Consider the following 22,073-nt stretch of genomic DNA (forward strand, 5'->3'; position numbering starts at 1 on the left):
TTTAAATGTTGACCCGTATCGCTACACGTCTCCGCAACTGGCGCCGCCGCGTCAGCCGCAGTGAGTGGCTGGCGCGTATGCTCAAATTGCGGATCAATGAACGTGATCCAGAAGCACCCGCGCTGGTATTGATCCAAATCGACGGGCTGGCGAGACCACAGTTTGATCAAGCGTTGGCGGAAGGGAAACTGCCTTTCCTCAAAAAACTGATAGAACGAGAACATTACCACCTGGACAACTGGTACTCCGGGGTACCCGCGACAACACCCGCAGTACAGGCAGAGATTTTCTATGGGGTGAGAGCGGCGGTACCCTCGTTTGGATTCATGTCTACAGAATCTCAGGAAATGCTGCGCATGTACGAATCGCACGGCGCAAACTTGGTGGAAAAGCGTCTCTTAGACGCGGGGCATGAGCCGTTATTAAAAGGCGGCAGCTGTTACGTGAGTTCATTCCGTGGCGGCGCGGAACACGACGAAGCCCACTTCTGCCCGGCTTCGCAGGGCTGGGGCTCATCTCTCAGGGAAGCTGGTCCCCTGGCACTTATTGCTATGGTACTGGCCAACCTATGGAGCCTCATCCGAACCGTGGGGCTGCTACTACTCGAACTGATTCTATCGATCGTCGACTTCTTCCGCGGGCTCACCAAAGGCCAGGATTTTGTGCGCGAGCTGATGTTTATCCCGACGCGGATCGCCATCACAATTCTTTTACGGGAATTGTCTACCGTTGGGGTGAAGATCGACATCGCACGCGGACTACCGATTATCTATGTGAACCTCTTGGGATACGATGAGCAATCCCACCGCAGGGGCCCCAGTTCAAAGTTCGCGCACTGGACTCTTAAAGGTATCGATGATGCGGTCGCACGAATCTGGCGTGCAGCGCACCGATCGTCGCGCCGACATTACGATGTGTGGATCTATTCTGATCACGGCCAGGATGACACCACCGCCTATGAAAGCTTGCATGGAGAGAGCTTTGCCGATGCAGTGAGTGCGGCGCTTTCAGACCTGCAGGCAAACCCCGATGGTGGCAAGTCTGACTCCGATCGCGGAGTACAGCTTCAACGAGTGCGGCTTTTTGGCGGCCAGTGGGTACAGAAGCTCTTCCCGGTAAAAGAACCTGCGGACCAGCAGGAAAGTCATGCACCCATGGCACTTTCGGCGATGGGACCACTGGCGCTACTTTACAACATTGACTGTAAGGACGTACCGCAGCAAACCATTGCGCGCATGCTCGTGGAGAAGGCAAAGGCACCCATGGTGCTCTATGCAGACAAAAATGAGCGTATTACCGGCCCCAATGGCGAGCAGCTGAGTAAGATCAAAGGCTGGTGGCGCGAAGGCGCTTTCTCACTTCCTGAAGACGGGCACAAAGTGCTCGGCAAGGATCACCCTTTCCTCGATGAGGCCATTGAGGACTTGGCACACCTTTGCCGGCACCCGGAAGCCGGTGATTTTGTCGCAAGCGGCTGGTGTGCAGGACACAAGAGCATTACTTACGCCATCGAGTGCGGCAGCCACGGCGGCGCAAGTCGCAAAGAGACCCATGGCTTTGCACTAATGCCGGGGGACATTCATTTTCCAGATAACGGTCGTGGTTACTGGCGGCCGTCGGACTTGCGCGATGCGGCCTTTGCATTTCTCCAGGCGCAACCTGCGCAGGAGCTTAAATCTACCCTGCCTCCCGCAACACCATTGCAGGCGCAACCGCATGAAGACACGCAACAGCCACAATTCAATAAGTTGCGGGTAATGACCTACAACGTACATATCTGTAAGGGGATGGATGGAAAGCTTTCTCCCGAGCGCATTGCCCGGGTGATCGCGCGCTATTCACCCGATATCGTCGCCTTGCAGGAAGTCGATGTGCGTCGACAGCGCACCGGCGGCGTCGATCAGGCGCATCAGATCTCGCGCATGCTATCGATGGATTGCCACTTTCAGCCCGCCATGCACCTGGAGGATGAGCGCTACGGCGATGCGATCATGACCCACCTTCCCGTACGGCTGATAAAGAAAGGCATCCTCCCCGGTCCACCGGAAAACTCGCGCTTCCGCAACAGTGCGGAGCCTCGTGGTGCTTTGTGGATGGAGATCGACTTCCACGGCACCGCGATACAGATGTTCAACACGCACCTGGGGCTATCCAAAGGTGAACGGCAGCGACAGGTGGACGCGCTAATGGGCGAAGACTGGCTTGGCGGAGAAAAGTGTCACAATAAGCCCCGTATCCTCGTCGGCGACTTCAACGCACTCCCCGGCGCTGGAGAAATCAAAAAGCTAACCGAGGTGCTGGATGACGCGCAACTGAAACTACCCGGCCACAAGCCCAAAGGTACCTTCTTCAGCCGCTTGCCCAAGGCCCGCATTGACTACATCTTTGTTGAGCCCGGCCTCCAGGTGAGCGACATCCACGTCCCGCGCAGTGAATTAACCCGGCTCGCCTCCGATCACCTGCCCCTCATTGTCGACCTCAAGATACCCGCTGGTGAGCAAAAATAGTGGAAATAGTAGCCAGCCTCACCAGGCGGCCACGGCGCACTCGCGGGTCATTGAAAATACGTCCGAACGCCCCAATTAACCTGTTTATGCGGCCTGACCGTACCCAGCAACGTCATTTCCGAGAGTCTGGCATTGCGCGCTGATTTTCCTCAAGTTTCTCCATTTCGGCGAACCTCACGACTACTTGAAGGTCAAAAGCACTGGTTATATGATCGCAACAGATTATCTATTCAATAGCAGGAGACGCTAATGCAGCCCGAAGTTTATACACAGTCCCGAGCGGTGGACCGCTTGGAGTCCGCCAAAGTACTGCGCAATACCTACGCACTACTGGCTATGACTGTTCTATTCAGTGCCGTCACCGCAGGTGTTTCCATGGCGATTGAAATGACCCGTGGCGTAGGCATCATGTGCTCCCTCGGCGCCCTGGCCCTGATCTGGCTGGTTCTGCCACGCACCGCCAACTCCAGCGCCGGTATTGGCGTGGTGTTTGCGTTCACCGGTCTGCTGGGTGCCTCCCTGGGCCCCATCCTTAACTTTTACGTATCTTCTGGCAGTGGCCAGGTGATCATGCAGGCGCTGGGAACCACCGCGCTGATCTTCTTCGCGTTGTCTGCCTACGTACTGACCACCCGCAAAGACTTCAGCTTTATGGGCGGCTTCCTGTTCGTTGGCCTGATTGCCGTTCTGGTATGTGCCATCGGCATGATGATCGCGAGCTTCTTCGGCGTGTACATGCCGCTGGCGAGCGTAGCCCTGAGCGGCGTGATTGCCCTGCTGTTCTCCGGTTTCATCCTTTACGACACCAGCCGTATCGTGAACGGTGGTGAAACCAACTACATCATGGCAACCACCTCCCTGTACCTGAACATTCTGAACCTGTTCACCAGCCTGCTGCACATTATCGGCTTCGCTTCCGACGACTAATCAGCGCGTTGACCCGGTTCAACCCTCGGTTCAACAAATGCCCCGCTTAGCGGGGCATTTTTTTGTCGGTATGCCACGCTTTGCTTATCCTCCTGCCTGAATTCGGGCTTCAAACACACACCAGGTACACCCGCCCATGCAATTTACCCTAGTGGTTTATGGCGCACCCCACAGCTCGGAAGGTGCTGCTACCGCGCTCCGTTTTGCCCGGGCAACCCTTGCCGCTGGTCACAGTATCTACCGGGTGTTTTTCTATGCAGATGGCGTACATAACGGCAGTGCCCTCGCCGCACCCCCGCAAGATGAGCAGGACTTGCTCGGCCAGTGGCAGTCCCTACAGCAAGACCACGCCCTCGATCTCACGGTGTGTATCGCAGCAGCTCAACGCCGTGGCCTGCTCAGCGAATCGGAAGCGAACCGCCTGGAAAAGCCCAGCGCCAACCTGGCCACAGGGTTTACCCTGGCAGGCCTTGGGCAGCTGGCAGAAGCGGCCGCTGTCAGCGACCGACTGATTAGCTTTGGAGGTTAAGTAATGGCGAACTCTATCCTTGCCCTGTGCCGACATGCCCCCTACGGCAACACCCTCGCCCGCGAAGGGCTCGAGGCCATTTTGGCCTGTGCCGCTATGGACCAAATACCGGCAGTCCTATTCAGCGGAGACGGCGTATACCAGCTGCTTGAACAAGCACCTGAGGCGATTAACGAGAAGAGCCTGCGGCGGAACCTGCAAGCCATGCCGATGTTTGGCATAGAGCACATCCATGTATGCCAGAAGAGTGCTGAAGCTCGGGGGATTGCTACCGATGCACTAGGGCTTGCTGGAGCAGAAATAGTATTTCTGGACAACACCGGCGCTTTTATTCGCGATTTTGATCAGGTACTGAGCTTTTAACATGACCCTGCATATCGTCAATCAATCCCCGCTGGGCGGAAGCGCCCTCCACGATTGCTTAGCTTCCTTTGCCGAAGGTGATGCCCTGTTGCTGATTGAAGACGCCGTCTACGCAGCGAACGCGCCTACACACCACAAGTTGCCTCAAGAAAAGATCTACGCCTTGGCAGCCGACGCCCAGGCACGTGGCGTAACACTGGCCCAATCGGTAACAGCCATTGATGAAGAAGCGTGGGTAGATTTGTGCGTAACGCACACACCCATTGTCAGCTGGTTCAGGTAAGTTAATCATGGATAATCTGATAATTGCAGGGCGTGAGATCGCACTCGATAAAGAAGGCTTTCTTCGCGACCTGAATGATTGGAACCCGGAAGTGGCTACCGCGCTCGCGACACGAGAAAACATCGAGCTCACTCAGGACCACTGGGACGTAATCACGCTACTGCGCGACTTCTATCAAGAGTTCGAGCTATCTCCGGCAATGCGACCGCTAGTGAAATATGTCGGGCAACACTTGGGGCCCGAAAAAGGCCGCAGCATCTTCCTGATGCAACTCTTCCCGCCGAGTCCGGCCAAAATTGGCAGCAAGATCGCAGGACTCCCCAAACCCACCAATTGCCTGTGAGCGCAAATGTATTTAACGCAATCTAACTAGGCCAGATACGATTTTGGCACCTAAGTTAGTCGTGTTTCCCATAAGTTAAAAAGTCCCGTATTACACTTTTTACTCAACAGGTATAGAAGGAGTTACCTCGAGTGAAAAGGATGTTGAAATTTTTGCCTATCTTGGCGCCATTAACTTTAGGGTTGAGTGGCGTCGCCTCGGCGGGCCCCCTCGGCCTGACTGGACCACAGGATTTTATTGTCCGTGCTGGCGGATACTATATTTCCCCGGGTGATGACACGGTTAGCTTCGTCGACGAAACGCTCCAGTTCTCCGACGCGTTCCGCGCTAACGTGGATCCTGGTTCCGAATGGGGTTGGTTAATCAACTTCGAATGGAAAGCGCATGAGCATTGGGGTATCGAGCTCGCCTATATGGATGGCGACAGCCACTCAAGCAGCCATGCTGACAGCTATTTCACACTCGGCTTCGATGATGTGGACTACCGCAATGTCACCAATTTTGATGCCGATATCAGTACCCTAAGCCTCAAGTATTACCCACTTGATGAGACGTGCCTGGTTCAGCCCTACATCGGTGGTGGCATTAGCTACACCGAGTTCGGTTCAACCCGCCTTAGCCGTGCCGTACGGCGGGACTTAGCCGACGTTGGTCTGCGTGGCGACTTCGGCTTAGGTTCCTCTTGGGGCTATACGTGGCAAGCAGGTATGGATTTCAACTTCGGGCGCGATAGTGCCTGGCTGGTAAACGTTGCCGCGGTGTATACGCGAGCCGACACCGATATGCGACTGCGGGTTTTCGATGACGTACCGCCACCCCCGGACCTAGAGCCGATTTTTGAGTCCTATTCCGGCGACTACATCTATGATCCATGGATGTTCAATTTGTCAGTGGGCTATAAATTTTCCTTCTGACACTTCTCGTTCGGCAGATTGAATTGGGCGCTTCGGCGCCCTTTTTTTGGCATGCGCAATACAGTGCGTCGCGGACCCTCCCAGTGACCTGGTAATTTCACCCAAACGAAAATTGCTATTAGTCAGATTGATAACGATTTGGCCGCACGCTGGGTCAAAAATTCAACAACAGGCATAAAGGCCTTATTGTTCTCACTCTCTTCATTAAAGACTGCAAATATACTGCGGCTCGCGCGATGAACATGCGTCGCTTCAAACAATTTGCGCTCTGTCAGCAGCGGCTCAGTTAAGCGGCTGGGCAGGAATGCAGCTCCGCCATGGGTTAACAAGAACTCTAGCGCTATATGACTCTGCCCTGTGTGCAGCACAGGAGCAATTGCCTGATCGAAGAATTTGGCATGTTGCAAGTTAAATGCTGTCCCCCAATCTACAAAGATATAACCCAAGCGCTCTATATCCTCAACGCCGGAAACCTTTTCACTGGCAACAAACATCAACTCCATTTCACCTATTGGACTGGTCCTCAGCTCCGACACTTTGGGAGGGTCGAACAGTACCGCTATATCAAGTCGGCCACTGAGTAACGCCCTTGTCAATTCCCTCTGTGGATTGATCTCGGTACGTAAATACAGTCCAGGAAATGCGCCCGCCATTTGCGGAAGAAGCGACTGCAAAAAGATGTCCCATAAATTTGATGTTCCACCAATCGATATTTGCAAGTGCTTCTGATCAGCGACACCTACATCCTGTAACGCGGCCTGCCATCCCGCCAGCAAGTTTTCAGCATGGGGTAACAACCGCTCACCGCTAGGAGTCAGCAATATGTTGTTGCGCTGACGAGTAAATAGCTTCACCCCAACTATATCTTCAAGTTGCTTGATGCGAAAACTCACCGCCGACTGAGTCAAAAACAGGTTATCGGCAGCCCGGGCAAAGTGGCGGGTATTGGAAACCTCTAAAAAAGTGCGCAAAAGATCTGTGTTCATACCATTTTGATAAAAATATTTCATCGAGAATACAAAAATATCTCGTTTTACCCATGCTTCCAGGAAGACGTAAGATCGCCGCCGCTTCAAGGGCCCGTATTTAAAGGATATAAGCCGATTTAAGCGACCAAATCAAGAAACAGTAATATTTATCAAACATAGTGACCAAAAATAACATATCGGTCACAATGGAGCCCTTTATGAGAATCGCTATTTTATCCCGAGGCCCAGAGCTGTATTCGACCCGCCGCCTGAAAGAGGCTGGAGAAGCTCGTGGCCACCACGTAGATATTATCGACACACTGCACTGCTATATGGACATCACCCGAAGCCGTCCGACAGTTCGTTATCACGGTGAAGAATTACCCTATTACGATGCCGTCATCCCGAGAATAGGTGCTTCAATCACATTCTATGGCGCCGCAGTTGTACGTCAGTTTGAAATTATGGGCACCTTCTGCGTCAACGAATCCGTCGCAATTAGCCGCTCTAGAGACAAGCTGCGCTCACTTCAACTGTTGTCTCGTAAGGACGTGGGTTTACCCAGAACCGGATTTGCATGCAAACCAGACAATATTAAGGACTTGATCAAAAACGTCGGTGGCGCTCCTGTCGTGATAAAGCTGCTCGAAGGCACGCAAGGAATCGGAGTGGTGCTAGCTGAAACCAACAAGGCTGCTGAAAGTATTATCGAAGCCTTTATGGGATTAAAGGCCAACATACTTGTGCAAGAGTTCATCAAAGAAGCCGGAGGTGCCGATATTCGCTGCCTGGTCGTTGGTGGCAAAGTGGTTGCAGCGATGAAGCGACAGGGAGCCGACGGAGAGTTTCGTTCCAACCTACATCGTGGCGGCTCAGCTACGCTGGTGCGCCTCAGTAAAGAAGAACGTGCTACGGCAGTAAATGCCGCAAAAGTTATGGGTCTGAATGTATGTGGAGTGGATATTTTGCAATCTAAGAACGGACCAGTGGTGATGGAAGTTAACTCTTCACCCGGGCTGGAGGGCATAGAAACGGCCACCAATAAGGACGTCGCAAGCATGATATTTGAGTTTATAGAAGCAAAAGCCAGACCCAACCAAACCCGCACTCGAGGCAAAGGCTAATGCAAGGTAATAAATTGACGATCGCCGGGATAGAGATCCTCCCTGGCCAATCAAGACGCCTTGAAATACCTGTGGCGAACCTTTACACGGATACGGACATTTTTATCCCTATTCACGTCGTGCGTGCCAAAAAACCAGGACCAACGCTATTTGTATCTGCCGCAGTGCATGGAGATGAACTAAATGGTATCGAGATCATTCGCCGACTAATCAACTCAAAATACCTCAATCTAAAGATGGGGAGTTTGATTCTCGTACCAATGGTGAATGTCTACGGTGTGCTTAATCAAAGTCGCTACATGCCCGATCGGCGCGATCTGAATCGATGTTTTCCGGGTTCTGAAAAAGGATCATTGGCTGCGAGAGTAGCTTCTATCTTTCTCGAAGAAGTAGTTCAGCACTGCGATTACGGCATCGACCTACATACTGGAGCCATCCATCGGTCTAATCTACCACAGGTTCGAGCAAATTTATCCGACCCAGAAACAAGCGCATTAGCGGAGGCTTTTGGTGTGCCCGTACTACTCAATGCCAACTTGAGAGATGGCTCACTGCGTCAAGCTGCAGTGGAATGGGAAACAAAGATTTTACTCTATGAAGCAGGCCAAGCATTGCGCTTTGATGAAATATCAATTCGGGCCGGAGTGCGTGGAGTTATCAATGTGTTGAACGAGCTAGGTCTACTAAAACGTAAGATCAAACGCAAAAAAACGATTCCATTTGTGGCGAATAACAGCACTTGGATACGCGCTTCTGCAAGCGGATTTGTAAACACATTAAAAGAGCTTGGGGATCAGGTTTCCAAAGGCGACGTTCTGGCTGACATAGGCACTCCTTTCGGTGACAGTCTGGCCAAGGTTACTGCGAACAAGTCCGGCATTATCATCGGCAAGCAGAACATCCCTCTAGTACAAGAAGGTGACGCCATGTTTCACATAGCCTACTTTTCGGAGAATGAAGAAAACATTGCCTCAACTATTGAGCAAATGCAAGAAGCACTTGAAGAGAGTGCAGAGCTATCCTCCCCTGATATAGATCCAGCATTAATACGATAGAAAGATACTGCAATAGGAAAATTCATGTATTTACACAATGCGGGAGTCCTGCTTGCTGTTGTCATTGGTTTAGCTCTTGGCAACAGGGCAATAAAAATTCTGGTAACTAAAGCGGGGGCGGAGCGCCATATTAGTGAAAGCCGTGTTGATTATGTCATCAAGTCAATACAACTCGTTTGGGTCTTTATCGGCGTCATCGCTGCTGTTGCATTGACAGGGAGTAACATTGAAGATGTAGGCATATTGGTAGGTTCATCTCTGGCATTTTTAGGTGTTGCGCTGTTTGCCCAGTGGTCTCTACTAAGCAATGCGACTGCCAGCATCATTGTATTTTTTTTCTTCCCCTGCAAAGTAGGAAATTGGGTCGAGATTGTTGATGGAGACAATACGATTATTGGAAAGATCAAAGAAATTACTCTGTTTCACATCATCCTGCTTGATAAAAACAGCGCCTTAGTCACCTACCCCAACTCATTAATCTTTCAAAAGGCCATAAGAATCACATACGGCAAGCCGTTGAAAAGGGACATAGAAGATGAACCCAACAAGTAGAATCACGATCGGCACCATCGAAACCTGTAACCTGCCGGAACTGAACATTTTAGATTTACCTGTAAGAGTGGACACTGGTGCTAAAACATCATCTCTGCACGTGGACAATATCCGGCGTTTGAAAAAGAGCGGACGCATTTGGATAAGGTTTGAGATCCACCCAGACATCCACAATGTTGACGAAGTCGTCACTTGTGAATCGCCGTTTTTTGATGTTCGACGTATTAAGTCATCTAATGGTAAATCTGAGGAGCGCTATGTAATAAAAACGCAACTTGATCTAGGTGGCCATCAATGGCCCATAGAGATCACACTAACAGACCGATCGGACATGTCATACCTCATGCTGTTAGGTCGTGAAGGTATGGGGAATCGAGTTCTGGTTGATCCATCAGAAAATTTTATGCTTTCAGACCCACTTCAGGCTGGTAAGGCATAGGGTCATAAAAGACATTTTCAGAGTTTAACCACAGCTCCGATGGGAAAAGGTATCCGAACCGCCGCCAGCGATCTCCTCAAAATGAAGATCGTGACTGACAAACCTATCGGAGCTGAACTAAGTGTTGAGTACAACACTACCATCATATCGGTACGGTGACTGTTACGTAAAAAACCAAACGATTGAAGGAGTGAAGATCGCAGCCCCGCGCATGCCCACCAACATCGTGCTGGTGGGCGTACCGCACCGCTAAAGAGACAAGTGCAACATCACCCGCCGTGCACCCGCATGATAGCGGTGCTCCCATAGATAGATGCCCTGCCAGGTACCCAGCGCCAGGCGGCCATCGATTACCGGGATGCTCAGGCTGGATGCCGTTAATGCAGCCTTGATGTGCGCTGGCATGTCGTCCGGCCCCTCAAGCGTGTGCGTGTAAAGCGGGTCATTTTCCGGAACCAGCCGGTTCAGCCAGTTTTCCAGGTCAACACGGGCACTCGGATCAGCATTTTCCTGAATCAATAAGCTTGCTGAGGTGTGCTGTATAAACAGGGTGCACAAACCGTCGCCACCATTCGAATGACTGGATAGCCAGCCTTCTACCTGGCGGGTGAACTCGTGCAGCCCCTGCCCCCGCACTACAATCTCTAGCTGCCCCGTTGCCATAAATACTCCTTTCCGACACCCATCTCACATCGACTGGGGGTTTCCGTTATAATCCGCGCCCCAAAATTGGACACACTCAAAACTGCAATTGTACGGCTGATCCCATGGCACTTCACCGCGTAAATACCGACGAATACCAGCAGCAACTGGACCAGAAAGTGGCCCGGCTGCGGGAGGCCTATACGCCCTACACCGATCTGGCGCCGGAAGTCTTTCCGTCCCCACCTAGCCACTACCGCATGCGCGCGGAATTCAAGATGTGGCAAGACGGCGGACGCGTGGATTACGCCATGTACAAACAGGGCGAATACAAAAAGCCGTTTGTGATCCAGGAGTTTACCGTTGGATCGCGCCGAATCAACGAGCTGATGCCGCCGCTGCTTGATGCAATCAACGCGAGTGAGATGCTGCGCAAACGGCTGTTTTGTACGGAATTCCTAACAACATTGAGCGGTGATGCGCTGATCACTCTGATTTACCACAAACCCTTGGGGGACGAATGGGAATCAGAGGCGCGCGCCCTGCAGGAGCAGCTGGGCGTGCCCATTTTGGGTCGCTCACGCAAACAGAAACTGGTACTCGAGCGCGACTACGTCATTGAAAAGCTGGATATCGACGGACGCGAATACCAGTACAAGCAGGTTGAAGGCAGCTTCACACAACCCAATGGTGAGATCTGCCGTTCGATGATCAGCTGGGCAAAAAGCTGCTGCCCGCAAACAAGCGAAGACAAAGCCAGCGGTGACTTACTCGAGCTCTACTGCGGCAATGGCAATTTCACCATTCCACTGGCAGCGCATTTCCGCAAGGTACTGGCGACGGAGATATCCAAAGTATCGGTGAATGCGGCACAGGAAAACATTGCCGCTAACGGCGTGGATAATCTAGCGATACTGCGTTTATCCAGTGAGGAATTTACCCAGGCGATCGATAAAGTGCGCCCTTTCCGGCGGCTGAAAGACTTTGATCTGGACAGTTACGATTTCTCAACCGTGCTGGTGGACCCACCGCGTGCCGGCCTAGATCAAGATACCTGCGCGATGATTGCCCGCTTCCCGAAGATTCTTTACATCTCCTGTAACCCGGAGACGCAACTGGAGAATCTGGCTGAGCTTACCAAAACCCATCGCATTGAACGGTTTGCGATCTTCGACCAGTTCCCCTATACCGACCACACCGAATCCGGGGTGCTGCTGGTACGCAAGTAACCCATGTTGACGGCTCAAACATAAGGGCGCGCCCGTGATAACAGGCCGCCCGCAGCTACAAGCTTAGAAACGCCGTCCGAGAATTCGCTTGGCCGCATCCAAAGCGAAGTCACCAAACTCCTCTTCCACTTTGAACATCTCCTTTTCGAACGCAAAGCGCTCTTTCGGCGGGAGTTTTTTCCATTCCGCCAAAATCGGAATGTGATTGGTTTTATCCGCGATCTGATAGAAAGCGACAAACTCTTCTTTTACCGACGCTTCCACTTGCAGCGAATCCAACAGTACCCGGATACGAATGGAAGCCTCTGTCAGGCCCACACCCTCTTCCAGTAGCGTTTTGGCAATGATCTGAATACTGTTATTTACTCGCTCGCGCTGGGCCTCAGCGGCGGCTTCGAGCTCCGCCAATTGTTGTGCTTGGCGTTTACGCGCCGCTCGCAGTTCGAGTACGTAGTATGTCGCTACCGCGGAGAGCACGAGAATAATCAGCCCGGCAATTACCAGAATCCACACGGGTACTTCAGTCATGGGAGGTTTACCTTCAACAGTGCCAGTCCGAGGCTGGCGGTAACAATAGAAAAGAGTGTGCTGATCGCAACAATGTTGGCGGCCAACTGACTGTTGCCGCCCAACGCGCGCGCCATGATAAAGGAAGCCGAGGCCGTTGGCGCGGCTGCCAGCAGAAACAGAATCGCCATGGATTGCCCGTCCAGCTGGAACATCCAGCCGATGGACACCAGTACCACCGGGACCACGAGCAACTTGAATGCGCTGGCGACCACGGCGCCAAAGGAGCTCCGGCGCAACATGCTCAAGTCCAGAGACGCGCCAATACAAAGCAGCGCCAAGGGCAAGGTAACTGAAGCAAGGTATTCACCCGTTTGTACCACCATTTGTGGCAACTGCAGACCGATGGCTTTAGCGATAAGCGCTGAAACGATCGCCACGATCAGCGGGTTGCGCGCGACGTCGATGGCCAGTTTCCGCCAGCTAAACTTCGCCTTTTGCGAATAGACCGCGAACAGGGCAACCGCTGCGATATTGTAAAAGATGGTGATGACCGCCATCAGCAATGCGGCCTGCGCCAGGCCCGACGGGCCGTAGGCATTTACCGCCCATGCCAGCCCGATAATCCCGAGGTTTCCGCGAAATGCCCCCTGGATAAACGCACTGCGGTCCCCATAAGCCAATGGCCGGGCGCACAACCAGGCCAGTGGCACCGTCAACACAGTACCCAGCAAGCCCGCCAGGAGCAGAGGCCACTCGTCCGTTGGATCGGCATCGGAACCGAAAATATTGAAAAACAACAGCGCCGGCAGCGTGATCAGAAACACCAACCGCGATGCATCATCGACGAACGAATTACTGAGCAACTTTGCGCGCGCGAGCCCATAGCCCACCAACAGGGTGAGAAAAATGGGTGCGGTAACGGAAAGCGCAAACGAGAAGGTGTCGGCTACGGCGTCCAAGGCTTATTCCACTTCCTCGGCAGTACTTTCCGCGGTAGTAGTTTCCGCGGCAGTCTTCTCCGCATCTAACGCGGGCAATTTGTGACTATCCTCCGCCTTCTCGCGCAAGTCGGCGGCAATCTGCTTACGGGTCTTCGCCCCCAGTTTACGCAGGCTGTCGATACGCTTCACCGCATTGCCTCGGCCGGTAGCAAGTCGCTTATAGGTTTCCTGATACGCCTCATCCGCCTGACGGATACGGCTACCCAGGTTATCGAGCGACTCGAGTACCAGCGCAAACTGGTCGTGCAACTTGCCCGCCTCGTCGGCAATCTTTTCCGCATTCTTGTTTTGCTTTTCGTAGCGCCAGATATTCTCAACCGTTCGCAGAGTGGCCATCAACGTCGTCGGGCTTACCAGTACGATCTGGCGCTCGTAGGCGAAACGGAACATTTCCGGATCGGCCTGCATTGCAAGCATGTAGGCTGCCTCAATCGGCACAAAAATAAATACGAAATCAAGGGTGCGCACGCCCTCCAACTGCTCGTAGGCCTTTTTGTTCAAGCCGGTGATATGCGCACGCAGTGAGTTCACATGCTGCTTGAGCGCCTGTGTGCGCTCTTCGTCGGTCTCGGCCGAGGCGTAGCGTTCGTAATCCACCAGCGAGACCTTGGAGTCAATGATCAGGTCCTTGTTTTCTGGCAGACGGACGATCACGTCCGGCTGGCGACGACGGCCATCGGCGGTAAAGCTGACCTGGGTTTCGTACTCACGCCCTTTCTGCAGGCCAGACTCTTCCAGCAAGCGCTCGAGCACCACTTCACCCCAGTTACCCTGAATTTTACGGTCGCCTTTCAGCGCCGAAGTCAGGTTCAGTGCTTCATCACTGATACGCTGGGTTTGTTCCCGCAGTGCCTTGATCTGGCCCAGCAGGCTGTTGCGCTCGGCATTCTCCCGGTCGTATACGTGCTCTACGCGCTTCCGGAAGTCCCCCAGCTGACGCTCTAGCGGGTCGAGGCTCTTGCGCAGGCTGTCTTCGCTGCGGCGCTGGAAGGCCTGCTGCTTCTCTTCAAAGATCCGGTTGGCAAGGTTTTCGAACTGCTGGGTCATGCTCGCGCGCGTCTGTTCCAGCTGCTGCTTCTGCTCGGCGAGCGCAGCTTCGCCCTTCTCCACTAGGACCTGATGCCGCACCAGCTGCTGAGACTTGTCAGAAAGCGCCTCGCGCAGCTGCTGGATCTCCACTTGCTGCTGAGTATCGCGTTCCTGCACCACCTGTGCGTGGGCCTGCTGAACCTGTTGCTCGGCTTGCAGTGACTGAAACTGACTGACCAGACGCGCCCTGCCAGCCCTGCCACCCCAGAATGCGAGGAGCATCAGCGCCAGAATCAGGCCACCCGCCAACAGTGACTGCTCCAGGGATATTTGCAGGGGAAACCAGGTCATAAAAATCACTTAAACTTATTAGGTAGTGTTATCGAGTGTGCTACACAGGGCGTCGGCTGAGGTATCCTTGCCGGCCAGAGGTACTTAACGGGAGACAGGTTGTCGCATGCCAGTAGAAAGCGGCCAACAATCCAGCCGCCATTCTAACAAGGCCCCCAGCGCATTGATATTCGATTCCGGGGTCGGCGCCATCAGTATTGCGCGGGAGATCCGCCGGCAAATGCCCGGTCTCACCCTGCATTTCGGTATCGATAACGGTTTCTACCCCTACGGCACCAAACCTGAAGATACGCTGGGACCGCGTATCGTCGACATTGCCAGCCGTATGGTGTCCGCCTGCGATGCAGATTTACTGGTCGTCGGCTGTAACACCGCCAGCACACTGGCCCTGCCCGAACTGCGGCAAACCTTGCGGCAACCGGTTGTGGGCGTGGTACCTGCGATCAAGCCCGCAGCCGCGGGCAGCCGCACGGGCACCATCGCCCTGATTGCCACCGAAGGCACCGTTAACCGCCGTTACACCCGCGAGTTGATTGATCAGTTCGCCAATAGCAGCCGCGTGATCAATGTGCCCGCCCCAGAACTTGTGGCGCTGGCGGAAGCGAAGCTGCGCGGCGAAACCATTGCCGCAGCAGATCTCGCTCCGGTGATTGAAAGGCTATTTAGCGGACCGCACGGGGAAACCCTCGATACCGCTGTACTGGCCTGCACCCACTTTCCGCTATTACGAGACGAACTCAGCGCTGCTTCGCCACGGCCACTTACCTGGTTAGACTCCGGTGATGCCATTGCCCGCCGGGTGCGCTGGTGGTTGGATGAACTCAAACTCACTCTGCCGAGCGAACCGCACAGCAGCCAACTACTCACCAGCAGTGAGCATCAATCTGAGCAGATTCTGCAGGCGTTCGGCGAGTTCGGGCCAACGTATCAGCACCAGGCGATTGCGGTTAGACTGTAGTCCTGTGAAGCCTCTGCTTCGCTGCGCAACACCTGGCCATTTCCAGCGTGCACTGCGACCAATAAAACAGCAATAAACACCCTACTCAGCGTCAAACTATATGCTGCAACCTGCATTTCCTTTCCGGCAGATTCTCGACGAACTGCCGGTGGGCGGCCTCCTTCTCACCCCGACCAACCGTCTGCGCAATCGCTGCTTGCAGGTATTCGGCGCATTCCAGCCAGCCAGTACCAAAAACTGGGCTCCGCCCGCGGTAGAGTCGCTGCAGGGCTGGCTCGACAAGCTCTGGTTTGAACTACAGCAAAAGCAATGGCCTCCAGCGATGCGACGGGTACTTAACCGTGAGCAATGCCAACTGTTATGGCAAGCCTGTATCGATAGCACGCTGGATAAAGGCTTGATCAATACCCAACAATTGGCAGGCCACAGCGACGGAGCTTTGGCGCAATTGTTTCAGTGGTGTCGAATCGAACAATTGGAAAACGCAGAAGAGGTGTTGAAGCCTCACTGGGAAAATACCGGTCTGCAGTCCAGCGACTACCCGCTGTTCGAATTATTGCCCGCATTCCAGCAGAAGCTTGCGCAGCACAACGCAATTACCCAGGACCAGCGCGACCTGCTTATATTGCAAGCCTTTACAGAGGGGCAGTTGGCGCGGCTCCCGCAGCTATCTCTGGCGGGCTTTGTGCAATCCTCGCCACTCAATGACAAATTATTCGCCGCGGCGGCGGAAAAGGTAATGCCGTTCGGTATCCCGCAGGCTGCTGCAAATTGCCTGAAAGTTAGCCGCTGTCATAATCTTGAAGAGGAACTACAGCAGGCGGCGCGTTGGGCCGCCACTAAACTCTCGCAGAACCCGGATGCGAGCATCGGCATCGTGGTGAATAACCTTGGCCAGTGTCGCGCCCAGGTTGAACAGGTCTTCGCACGGGTGCTGGAACCCCAGTGGTTCTCCCCGACCCAACCCACGTACACCCTACCCTTCAACTTTTCCGCGGGCACGCCACTGGCCAAGACACCGGTCGGTTCGGCATCGCTCGATCTGCTCGAAGCGCTCGTGGACTCGTTTGATTACAGCACCCTGCGAAATCTGCTGTTCAGCCCCTTCTGGGGGGATGAAGGAACGGCCGAGCAGCATTTGCGCAGCGCCCTGATGCGGCGACTGCAAAAGCTGGAGTTGCGCGAGATACCCGGAAACGTACTGCGTTCCTGGGCGGAGAAGCTCGCCGAAGAGCTTGCCCCTGAAAGTCCCCTGCCCGGGCAACTAAACCAGCTGGGCGACTGGGCCCGACGCTGGCAGCGCGCTCCAGCGGAAGTCTGGGCACAGCGTTTTTCTGACCTACTGCTGAAGCTCGGCTGGCCCGGCGCACGCAACCCCAACAGTCAGGAATACCAGCAGCTGGTGCTGTGGGAACAAGCACTGGAAAGCTTTGCCAATCTCAGCGAATTCACCGGCGCGCTGCCACTACGAAAGGCACTGCAGTTGTTGCGACAGATTGCCAGCCGCAGTCCGTTTCAGGCAGAAACCCGCGACGGGCCACTGCAAATTCTCGGGGTACTGGAAGCGGGTGGCCTCGCATTCGAGCATATACGCCTAGTGGGATTTGGACAGCAACAGTGGCCGGCACCGCCATCGCCCAACCCGATGCTACCCATCCTCTGGCAAAAAGACTGGAAAATGCCGCGCGCGAGTGCCGAGCGTGAACTGGAGCTTGCGCAAGAGCTTACCCAGGACCTGCTAAACAGCAGCAGTGATGTGGTGGTTAGTTACGCCTGTGAGGAAGATGGCGTAGGCCAATCTCTCAGCGCACTATTTGGCAGCCCTGCCCCCGCAGATTGGCTCGATAGCGACCCGCTGCAGACCTTCTATGAAACGCTAGAGAAAGCAACTGCACTGGAGAAGATCCCCGACGAAGCACTCCCCCCGCTCTCTGCTGAAGAATCCACACAGGTACGCGGCGGCGCAGGTGTATTAAAAGCCCAGGCCCTGTGCCCACTCAATGCGCAACTTCGTTACCGCCTGGGTGCCGACAGTTTTATGCAGCCCGGCCTCGGCCTGAGCCCCGCCGAACGCGGCAACCTGATTCATGAAATGCTTGCCGCTTTCTTCGAGAACTGTAAAACGTCTCGCCAGCTTGTCGAAATGACACCAGAGCAGCGCAAACTGAAGATCAACACCAGTATTGACGCCGCCATCGGGCGACTTAAACGAAAACATCCGGAGTTGCCGCAGGCATTCTGGTCACTGGAAAAAAGTCGTCTGGGAGACATCTTTGAGCAATGGTTGCCGCTAGAACTGGCGCGCCCACAATTTGAGGCTGCGCAAATTGAGTCACAAACAACCGTGAATCTCGAGGGCTTGACCCTGACATTGCGTCTGGACCGGCTGGACAACCTCACCTCTGCAGATCAGCAAGAACAGCTGGTAATCGACTACAAAACAGGCCAAACCAGTGTCAGCGACTGGCTGCAAGCGCGCGTGCGCGAGCCGCAATTGCCACTCTATGCCCTGTTCTTGCCAAACGTAAAAGGCATTGCCTACGGCGCGGTAAAAAATGGCGATTGCAAATACCTTGGCACTGGTGAACTTACCCATGCCATCAAAGGCGTGAAAGCGGTTGGCGACAGCCAGAAGAACCCCGAAGTGGAATTAGGCAACTGGGATCAGTTGACCCAGCACTGGGCACAAGCACTTGCAACGCTCGCCTCGGAGTACAAAACCGGGTATGCCGCACTCCGCTTCGACCGCCCAGCTGACAATGAAAACCAAAAGAATTTGTGGCCGCTGAACCGCTGGCCGGAACGACAATCATGACCAGCTCAACACCTGTAGATGCCCGACAGCGCGAACAAGCGCTCGACATCACGCAAAGCTATGCGGTTTCTGCTCCCGCGGGCTCCGGAAAAACCGGCTTGCTGACACAACGCCTGCTCAAATTACTCGCAGCCTGCAAACAGCCGGAAGAAGTACTGGCGATTACCTTTACCCGCAAAGCGGCGGGTGAAATGCGCGAGCGACTTCTCGACGCTTTAGTAGACGCACGGGACAATCCGGAGCCAGAGAATCCTCACGCAAAAATTACCTGGCAGCTGGCAAAAAATTTGTTGGCCCACGACCAGACACATCAATGGCACCTACTCGAGAGCCCTCAGCGCCTGCGTATCCAGACCATCGATGGACTGTGCCGAAATATCGCCAGCCAATTACCCGTCGACAGTGGACTGGGCGCACCGGGGGAACCCCTGGAGCAGCCCGCGATCGCCTACGAGAAGGCCATTGCCAATCTATTGACGAAGCTGGAGCAAGAGCCACTGGATCAGGATCTTGGCGAGCTGCTGCTGCACCTCGACAACAACCTGCCGGAAGTTACCGGGCTACTGCAGACCCTGCTGGAAAAGCGGGAACAGTGGCTCGAACCGCTACTTGCCGTTCACCAGGAACAGGCCGAGGACTATTTCACCTTCGTAATCAACGAACTGATTGAAGGGCAGCTTGCCGCACTGAAAGCGGGATTGGGGACACACCTCGGTGAACTGATTGAACTCGCGGACTACGCGGGCACTAATCTCAGTAAAGACAAGCCCGAGCATCCGATAAGCCAACTTGCAGGTATCGCAGGCGCGCCGAGCTGTGACGCGGAAGGTCTGCCGCAGTGGCTGGCGCTCGCTGAGCTACTGGTTACCGGTACCGGCACCTATCGCAAGTCGGTCACCAAAACCATTGGCTTTCCCGCCGCCGATAAGAAGTCTCCGGATGCGGGGAAGGCCAAAGAGCAAAAGGCGCGAATTAGTGCCCTGCTCGCTTCCTTGGCCGACGATGAAGCGCTACTGCAACAGATCGCCGAAGTGCGTACCCTTCCCGGCGGTATGGACGACGGCCAGTGGCAGATTCTGCGCTCGATGGCCCGCATCCTGCCGCTGTTGGTGGCAGAGTTAAAACTGGTATTCCAGCAGGTCGGCGGCACCGACTTTACCGAGGTCGCGCAGGCGGCGCTGGCGGCACTGGGCAGCAGTGATGATCCTAGTGAAGTCGCGCTCAAGCTGGACGTGCAGATTCAGCACATACTGGTGGATGAATTCCAGGATACGTCCCAGTTACAACTGGAATTTCTGCAAAAACTCACCGCCGGCTGGGAGCCTCAAGACGGGCGCAGCCTGTTTATCGTGGGCGACGGCATGCAATCCTGCTACGGCTTCCGCAATGCCAACGTGGGCATCTTTCTGGACGCGCGCAACGAAGGGATTGGCGAACTGCCGCTGGTACCACTGAATCTACAGGTGAATTTTCGCTCCAGTACCGCTGTGGTGGATTGGGTAAATACCACCTTCGCGCGCGCCTTCCCCAGCAAAGACAATATCAGCCGCGGCGCCGTGCGTTATCTGGAATCCGTGGCGTTCAAGCCGCGCTCCTGGAAAGGTGAACCCGTCACCTTCTATGGCTGCACAGACGATAGCGAACGTTTGTTGGAAGCGGAGAAGACCCTGCAAATCGTGCAGGACCTACAGGCGCAATCACCGTCGGCAAGCATCGCCATTCTGGTGCGGAATAAAAAACATCTGCAACAGATCTTGCCGGAACTCACGCGTGCCGGCATTCCTTACCAAGCCCAGGATCTCTCGCCCCTGGCCAGTAAAATGGTGGTGCTGGACTTGCTCAGCCTGACACGCGCCTTGCAAGACCATTCTGACCGTATCAGCTGGTTATCGGTACTGCGTGCCCCCTGGTTCGGCCTCACCCTGCCCGACCTGTATGCACTGGCCAACGCCACTGCAGAGACCAGCAATCTCGACGAGGACGCAAAGCCACGGGATCCGCGTGACCCGAAAAATGCGCCCATTCTAAACACGTTGCTAAACAACCTGCACAGTGGCCAGGCAATGGCAGGGTTGAGTGAAGATGGCGCGCAACGCTTGCAGCGAAGCCTGCCGGTCATGCTGGAAGCCTGGCAGCAACGTGGCCGCAAACCTCTGCGGGTTTGGATCGAAGGCTTGTGGCTCGCCCTCGGCGGACCAGCGTGTGTGGCAGACAAGCAGGAACTGAGTAACGCCTCTGACTTTTTCCAGCTCCTGGAAAAATACGACCAGGGCGGTCGGATCGGCGATTGGCCCGCATTCGAGCAAGCCCTGGAAAAATTGTTCGCGCGCCCCGCACAACAGGCCACCGTGCAGGTGATGACGATCCACAAGTCCAAGGGTCTGGAATTTGACCATGTAATCATTCCGGGCCTAGACAAGTCCGGCGGTGCCGGCGGCAGCGACCAGCTTTTGCGCTGGTGCAGCTGGCTAAATACCGAGGCAGATAACCGTTTTCTGCTCGCGCCGAAAAGCCCGCGCAGCGGCAAAGACCCGCTCTACGCCTACGTCAAGCACGACAACAGCGAGCGCGAGCGACTCGAAGGTACACGCCTGCTGTACGTGGGCTGCACCCGTGCGATCCACAGCCTGTATCTGCTGGCCAACGTGAAGTCTTCCGACAAGAAAAATGAGGACTACAAGGCGCCCGCGCCCGCATCACTGCTTGCCAGCATCTGGCCCGCACTTAGCCAACAGGACGGCAGCAATTGGTGTTATTGGCTTGAGAGCCCGGAGCCGGCAGCCGATGCTGACGCAACCGATCACAGCTATCTGCTGCAGTTGCCCCTGGGCTGGCAGCCCAGTGCTTACCCTCATGGAAACCTGCTGGCCCGCTACCGAGTCGCAAGCACACAAGCCGCACCCGGCGAGGATGCGCAGGACGCGCCGGAAGAACGCAACTTGCCCGAGCTTGGGCAGGTACAACAGCGCTGGTTCCGGCACGCAGGCACCGTTGCCCATGAAACCCTGGCGACACTCACCGAAGCACCGGAACGCTTGCAACGCCCCACGCCTGAAGTGATCAGCGAGTTACGACCGCTTTGGCAATTGCGACTCTCGGAGGCTGGCTTAAGCGGACGCAACCTCGAAAACGCGGCCGAAAAAGTTGAACAGGCGATCGCCCGCACTCTCAGTTGTGAGACCGGCCGCTGGTTACTCGACGCAAGTCATCTAGAATCTGCCGCCGAGCAGGAGATTCACACCGGAGGTGGCCAGCTGCGCCGCAATATCATTGATCGTACTTTTATCGACGCCGAAGGCAGCCGCTGGATCGTCGATTACAAGACCGCAGAACCGAGTGCCGGTGAAGAACCGTCAGACTTTATTGCCGCGCAGCTGGAGCAGTACCGCTATCAGCTGGATCGCTACCGACGCCTGTTCTACCAGCGCGGCGAAACATCCATACGCTGTGCACTGTACTTCCCTCTGATGCAAACGCTGGCAGAGTTACCTCCGGAATAAGCACTCAAAGTCCGATCTGGAACCGGCCCTGAAA

The 22,073-nt window shown here is 54.8% G+C and carries 20 protein-coding genes; 15 read left to right on the forward strand and 5 right to left on the reverse strand.

The genetic code is table 11. The features are described from left to right. Positions 1–5 precede the first annotated feature (5 nt). The 7 genes from Mag101_RS08955 (at position 6) to Mag101_RS08985 (ending at position 5,866) form a co-directional block, all read left to right on the forward strand. On the forward strand, positions 6–2,507 hold the full coding sequence (locus Mag101_RS08955; protein ID WP_077403716.1) for an endonuclease/exonuclease/phosphatase family protein: 2,502 nt from the start codon (positions 6–8) through the stop codon (positions 2,505–2,507). 249 nt (positions 2,508–2,756) lie between these two features. Further along, the gene (locus Mag101_RS08960) at positions 2,757–3,434 is read left to right on the forward strand and encodes a Bax inhibitor-1/YccA family protein (protein WP_077403718.1); all 678 of its coding nucleotides are present in this window, start codon (positions 2,757–2,759) and stop codon (positions 3,432–3,434) included. 136 nt (positions 3,435–3,570) lie between these two features. Beyond that, positions 3,571–3,963, forward strand: a complete 393-nt coding sequence (tusD, locus tag Mag101_RS08965) for a sulfurtransferase complex subunit TusD (RefSeq protein WP_077403721.1) — start codon at positions 3,571–3,573, stop codon at positions 3,961–3,963. Between the two features lie 3 nt (positions 3,964–3,966). Further along, positions 3,967–4,326, forward strand: a complete 360-nt coding sequence (tusC, locus tag Mag101_RS08970; RefSeq protein ID WP_077403724.1) for a sulfurtransferase complex subunit TusC — start codon at positions 3,967–3,969, stop codon at positions 4,324–4,326. A 1-nt stretch (position 4,327) separates the two neighbouring features. Further along, positions 4,328–4,609 (forward strand): sulfurtransferase complex subunit TusB, encoded by a 282-nt coding sequence (gene tusB, locus Mag101_RS08975; RefSeq protein WP_077403727.1) that lies wholly within the window; start codon positions 4,328–4,330, stop codon positions 4,607–4,609. Between the two features lie 7 nt (positions 4,610–4,616). Then, positions 4,617–4,952, forward strand: a complete 336-nt coding sequence (locus tag Mag101_RS08980; RefSeq protein ID WP_077403730.1) for a TusE/DsrC/DsvC family sulfur relay protein — start codon at positions 4,617–4,619, stop codon at positions 4,950–4,952. A 140-nt stretch (positions 4,953–5,092) separates the two neighbouring features. Continuing rightward, on the forward strand, positions 5,093–5,866 hold the full coding sequence (locus Mag101_RS08985) for an OmpW/AlkL family protein (protein WP_077403733.1): 774 nt from the start codon (positions 5,093–5,095) through the stop codon (positions 5,864–5,866). 122 nt (positions 5,867–5,988) lie between these two features. On the opposite strand, the gene Mag101_RS08990 is transcribed toward Mag101_RS08985, so the two are convergent. Then, complete coding sequence (locus tag Mag101_RS08990; protein WP_077403737.1) at positions 5,989–6,876, reverse strand: LysR family transcriptional regulator; 888 nt, start codon at positions 6,874–6,876, stop codon at positions 5,989–5,991. A gap of 176 nt (positions 6,877–7,052) precedes the next feature. Here Mag101_RS08990 and rimK point away from each other — a divergent pair, with 176 nt between their 5' ends. Genes rimK through Mag101_RS09010 form a run of 4 tightly spaced genes read left to right on the forward strand, consistent with a single transcriptional unit; the run spans position 7,053 to position 10,004 of the window. Continuing rightward, positions 7,053–7,958 (forward strand): 30S ribosomal protein S6--L-glutamate ligase, encoded by a 906-nt coding sequence (rimK, locus tag Mag101_RS08995; protein ID WP_077403740.1) that lies wholly within the window; start codon positions 7,053–7,055, stop codon positions 7,956–7,958. Further along, positions 7,958–9,013 (forward strand): succinylglutamate desuccinylase/aspartoacylase family protein, encoded by a 1,056-nt coding sequence (locus Mag101_RS09000; protein WP_077403743.1) that lies wholly within the window; start codon positions 7,958–7,960, stop codon positions 9,011–9,013. The genes rimK and Mag101_RS09000 overlap by 1 nt, the downstream gene beginning before the upstream one ends. Positions 9,014–9,037: 24 nt before the next feature. Then, positions 9,038–9,565 (forward strand): mechanosensitive ion channel domain-containing protein, encoded by a 528-nt coding sequence (locus Mag101_RS09005; protein WP_077403746.1) that lies wholly within the window; start codon positions 9,038–9,040, stop codon positions 9,563–9,565. Further along, the gene (locus Mag101_RS09010; RefSeq protein WP_077403749.1) at positions 9,549–10,004 is read left to right on the forward strand and encodes an ATP-dependent zinc protease; all 456 of its coding nucleotides are present in this window, start codon (positions 9,549–9,551) and stop codon (positions 10,002–10,004) included. Before Mag101_RS09005 ends, Mag101_RS09010 begins: the two co-directional genes overlap by 17 nt. 249 nt (positions 10,005–10,253) lie before the next feature. On the opposite strand, the gene Mag101_RS09015 is transcribed toward Mag101_RS09010, so the two are convergent. Next, positions 10,254–10,667, reverse strand: coding sequence for a secondary thiamine-phosphate synthase enzyme YjbQ (locus tag Mag101_RS09015; RefSeq protein ID WP_077403752.1), 414 nt, complete (start codon positions 10,665–10,667; stop codon positions 10,254–10,256). A gap of 104 nt (positions 10,668–10,771) precedes the next feature. On the opposite strand from Mag101_RS09015, the gene trmA reads away from it, so the two are divergent. After that, positions 10,772–11,875, forward strand: coding sequence for a tRNA (uridine(54)-C5)-methyltransferase TrmA (trmA, locus tag Mag101_RS09020; protein ID WP_077403755.1), 1,104 nt, complete (start codon positions 10,772–10,774; stop codon positions 11,873–11,875). A gap of 63 nt (positions 11,876–11,938) precedes the next feature. On the opposite strand, the gene Mag101_RS09025 is transcribed toward trmA, so the two are convergent. From Mag101_RS09025 to Mag101_RS09035, 3 genes are read right to left on the reverse strand one after another with little or no spacing between them, the layout of a single operon-like run. Then, positions 11,939–12,403 (reverse strand): DUF2489 domain-containing protein, encoded by a 465-nt coding sequence (locus tag Mag101_RS09025; protein WP_077403758.1) that lies wholly within the window; start codon positions 12,401–12,403, stop codon positions 11,939–11,941. After that, on the reverse strand, positions 12,400–13,344 hold the full coding sequence (locus Mag101_RS09030; protein ID WP_077403760.1) for an AEC family transporter: 945 nt from the start codon (positions 13,342–13,344) through the stop codon (positions 12,400–12,402). Before Mag101_RS09030 ends, Mag101_RS09025 begins: the two co-directional genes overlap by 4 nt. A gap of 3 nt (positions 13,345–13,347) precedes the next feature. After that, positions 13,348–14,766, reverse strand: coding sequence for a DNA recombination protein RmuC (locus Mag101_RS09035; RefSeq protein WP_077403763.1), 1,419 nt, complete (start codon positions 14,764–14,766; stop codon positions 13,348–13,350). A 106-nt stretch (positions 14,767–14,872) separates the two neighbouring features. Here Mag101_RS09035 and murI point away from each other — a divergent pair, with 106 nt between their 5' ends. From murI to Mag101_RS09050, 3 genes are all read left to right on the forward strand, one after another. Beyond that, on the forward strand, positions 14,873–15,724 hold the full coding sequence (gene murI / locus Mag101_RS09040; RefSeq protein ID WP_077403766.1) for a glutamate racemase: 852 nt from the start codon (positions 14,873–14,875) through the stop codon (positions 15,722–15,724). 100 nt (positions 15,725–15,824) lie between these two features. Then, positions 15,825–18,539: a PD-(D/E)XK nuclease family protein gene (locus tag Mag101_RS09045; protein ID WP_077403769.1), complete on the forward strand. Its 2,715-nt coding sequence runs from the start codon at positions 15,825–15,827 to the stop codon at positions 18,537–18,539. Next, positions 18,536–22,039: a UvrD-helicase domain-containing protein gene (locus Mag101_RS09050; protein WP_077403772.1), complete on the forward strand. Its 3,504-nt coding sequence runs from the start codon at positions 18,536–18,538 to the stop codon at positions 22,037–22,039. The genes Mag101_RS09045 and Mag101_RS09050 overlap by 4 nt, the downstream gene beginning before the upstream one ends. Positions 22,040–22,073: the final 34 nt, after the last annotated feature.

Origin of the sequence: Microbulbifer agarilyticus (assembly GCF_001999945.1) — a bacterium.
Classification (GTDB): domain Bacteria; phylum Pseudomonadota; class Gammaproteobacteria; order Pseudomonadales; family Cellvibrionaceae; genus Microbulbifer; species Microbulbifer agarilyticus_A.

Excerpts from the sequence above, each read along its gene's own strand:
- Mag101_RS08955 (WP_077403716.1), top strand. The coding sequence starts at position 6 with ATGTTGACCCGTATCGCTACACGTCTCCGCAACTGGCGCCGCCGCGTC.
- Mag101_RS08960 (WP_077403718.1), top strand. The coding sequence starts at position 2,757 with ATGCAGCCCGAAGTTTATACACAGTCCCGAGCGGTGGACCGCTTGGAG.
- tusD (WP_077403721.1), top strand. The coding sequence starts at position 3,571 with ATGCAATTTACCCTAGTGGTTTATGGCGCACCCCACAGCTCGGAAGGT.
- tusC (WP_077403724.1), top strand. The coding sequence starts at position 3,967 with ATGGCGAACTCTATCCTTGCCCTGTGCCGACATGCCCCCTACGGCAAC.
- tusB (WP_077403727.1), top strand. The coding sequence starts at position 4,328 with ATGACCCTGCATATCGTCAATCAATCCCCGCTGGGCGGAAGCGCCCTC.
- Mag101_RS08980 (WP_077403730.1), top strand. The coding sequence starts at position 4,617 with ATGGATAATCTGATAATTGCAGGGCGTGAGATCGCACTCGATAAAGAA.
- Mag101_RS08985 (WP_077403733.1), top strand. The coding sequence starts at position 5,093 with ATGTTGAAATTTTTGCCTATCTTGGCGCCATTAACTTTAGGGTTGAGT.
- Mag101_RS08990 (WP_077403737.1), bottom strand. The coding sequence starts at position 6,876 with ATGAAATATTTTTATCAAAATGGTATGAACACAGATCTTTTGCGCACT.
- rimK (WP_077403740.1), top strand. The coding sequence starts at position 7,053 with ATGAGAATCGCTATTTTATCCCGAGGCCCAGAGCTGTATTCGACCCGC.
- Mag101_RS09000 (WP_077403743.1), top strand. The coding sequence starts at position 7,958 with ATGCAAGGTAATAAATTGACGATCGCCGGGATAGAGATCCTCCCTGGC.
- Mag101_RS09005 (WP_077403746.1), top strand. The coding sequence starts at position 9,038 with ATGTATTTACACAATGCGGGAGTCCTGCTTGCTGTTGTCATTGGTTTA.
- Mag101_RS09010 (WP_077403749.1), top strand. The coding sequence starts at position 9,549 with ATGAACCCAACAAGTAGAATCACGATCGGCACCATCGAAACCTGTAAC.
- Mag101_RS09015 (WP_077403752.1), bottom strand. The coding sequence starts at position 10,667 with ATGGCAACGGGGCAGCTAGAGATTGTAGTGCGGGGGCAGGGGCTGCAC.
- trmA (WP_077403755.1), top strand. The coding sequence starts at position 10,772 with ATGGCACTTCACCGCGTAAATACCGACGAATACCAGCAGCAACTGGAC.
- Mag101_RS09025 (WP_077403758.1), bottom strand. The coding sequence starts at position 12,403 with ATGACTGAAGTACCCGTGTGGATTCTGGTAATTGCCGGGCTGATTATT.
- Mag101_RS09035 (WP_077403763.1), bottom strand. The coding sequence starts at position 14,766 with ATGACCTGGTTTCCCCTGCAAATATCCCTGGAGCAGTCACTGTTGGCG.
- murI (WP_077403766.1), top strand. The coding sequence starts at position 14,873 with ATGCCAGTAGAAAGCGGCCAACAATCCAGCCGCCATTCTAACAAGGCC.
- Mag101_RS09045 (WP_077403769.1), top strand. The coding sequence starts at position 15,825 with ATGCTGCAACCTGCATTTCCTTTCCGGCAGATTCTCGACGAACTGCCG.
- Mag101_RS09050 (WP_077403772.1), top strand. The coding sequence starts at position 18,536 with ATGACCAGCTCAACACCTGTAGATGCCCGACAGCGCGAACAAGCGCTC.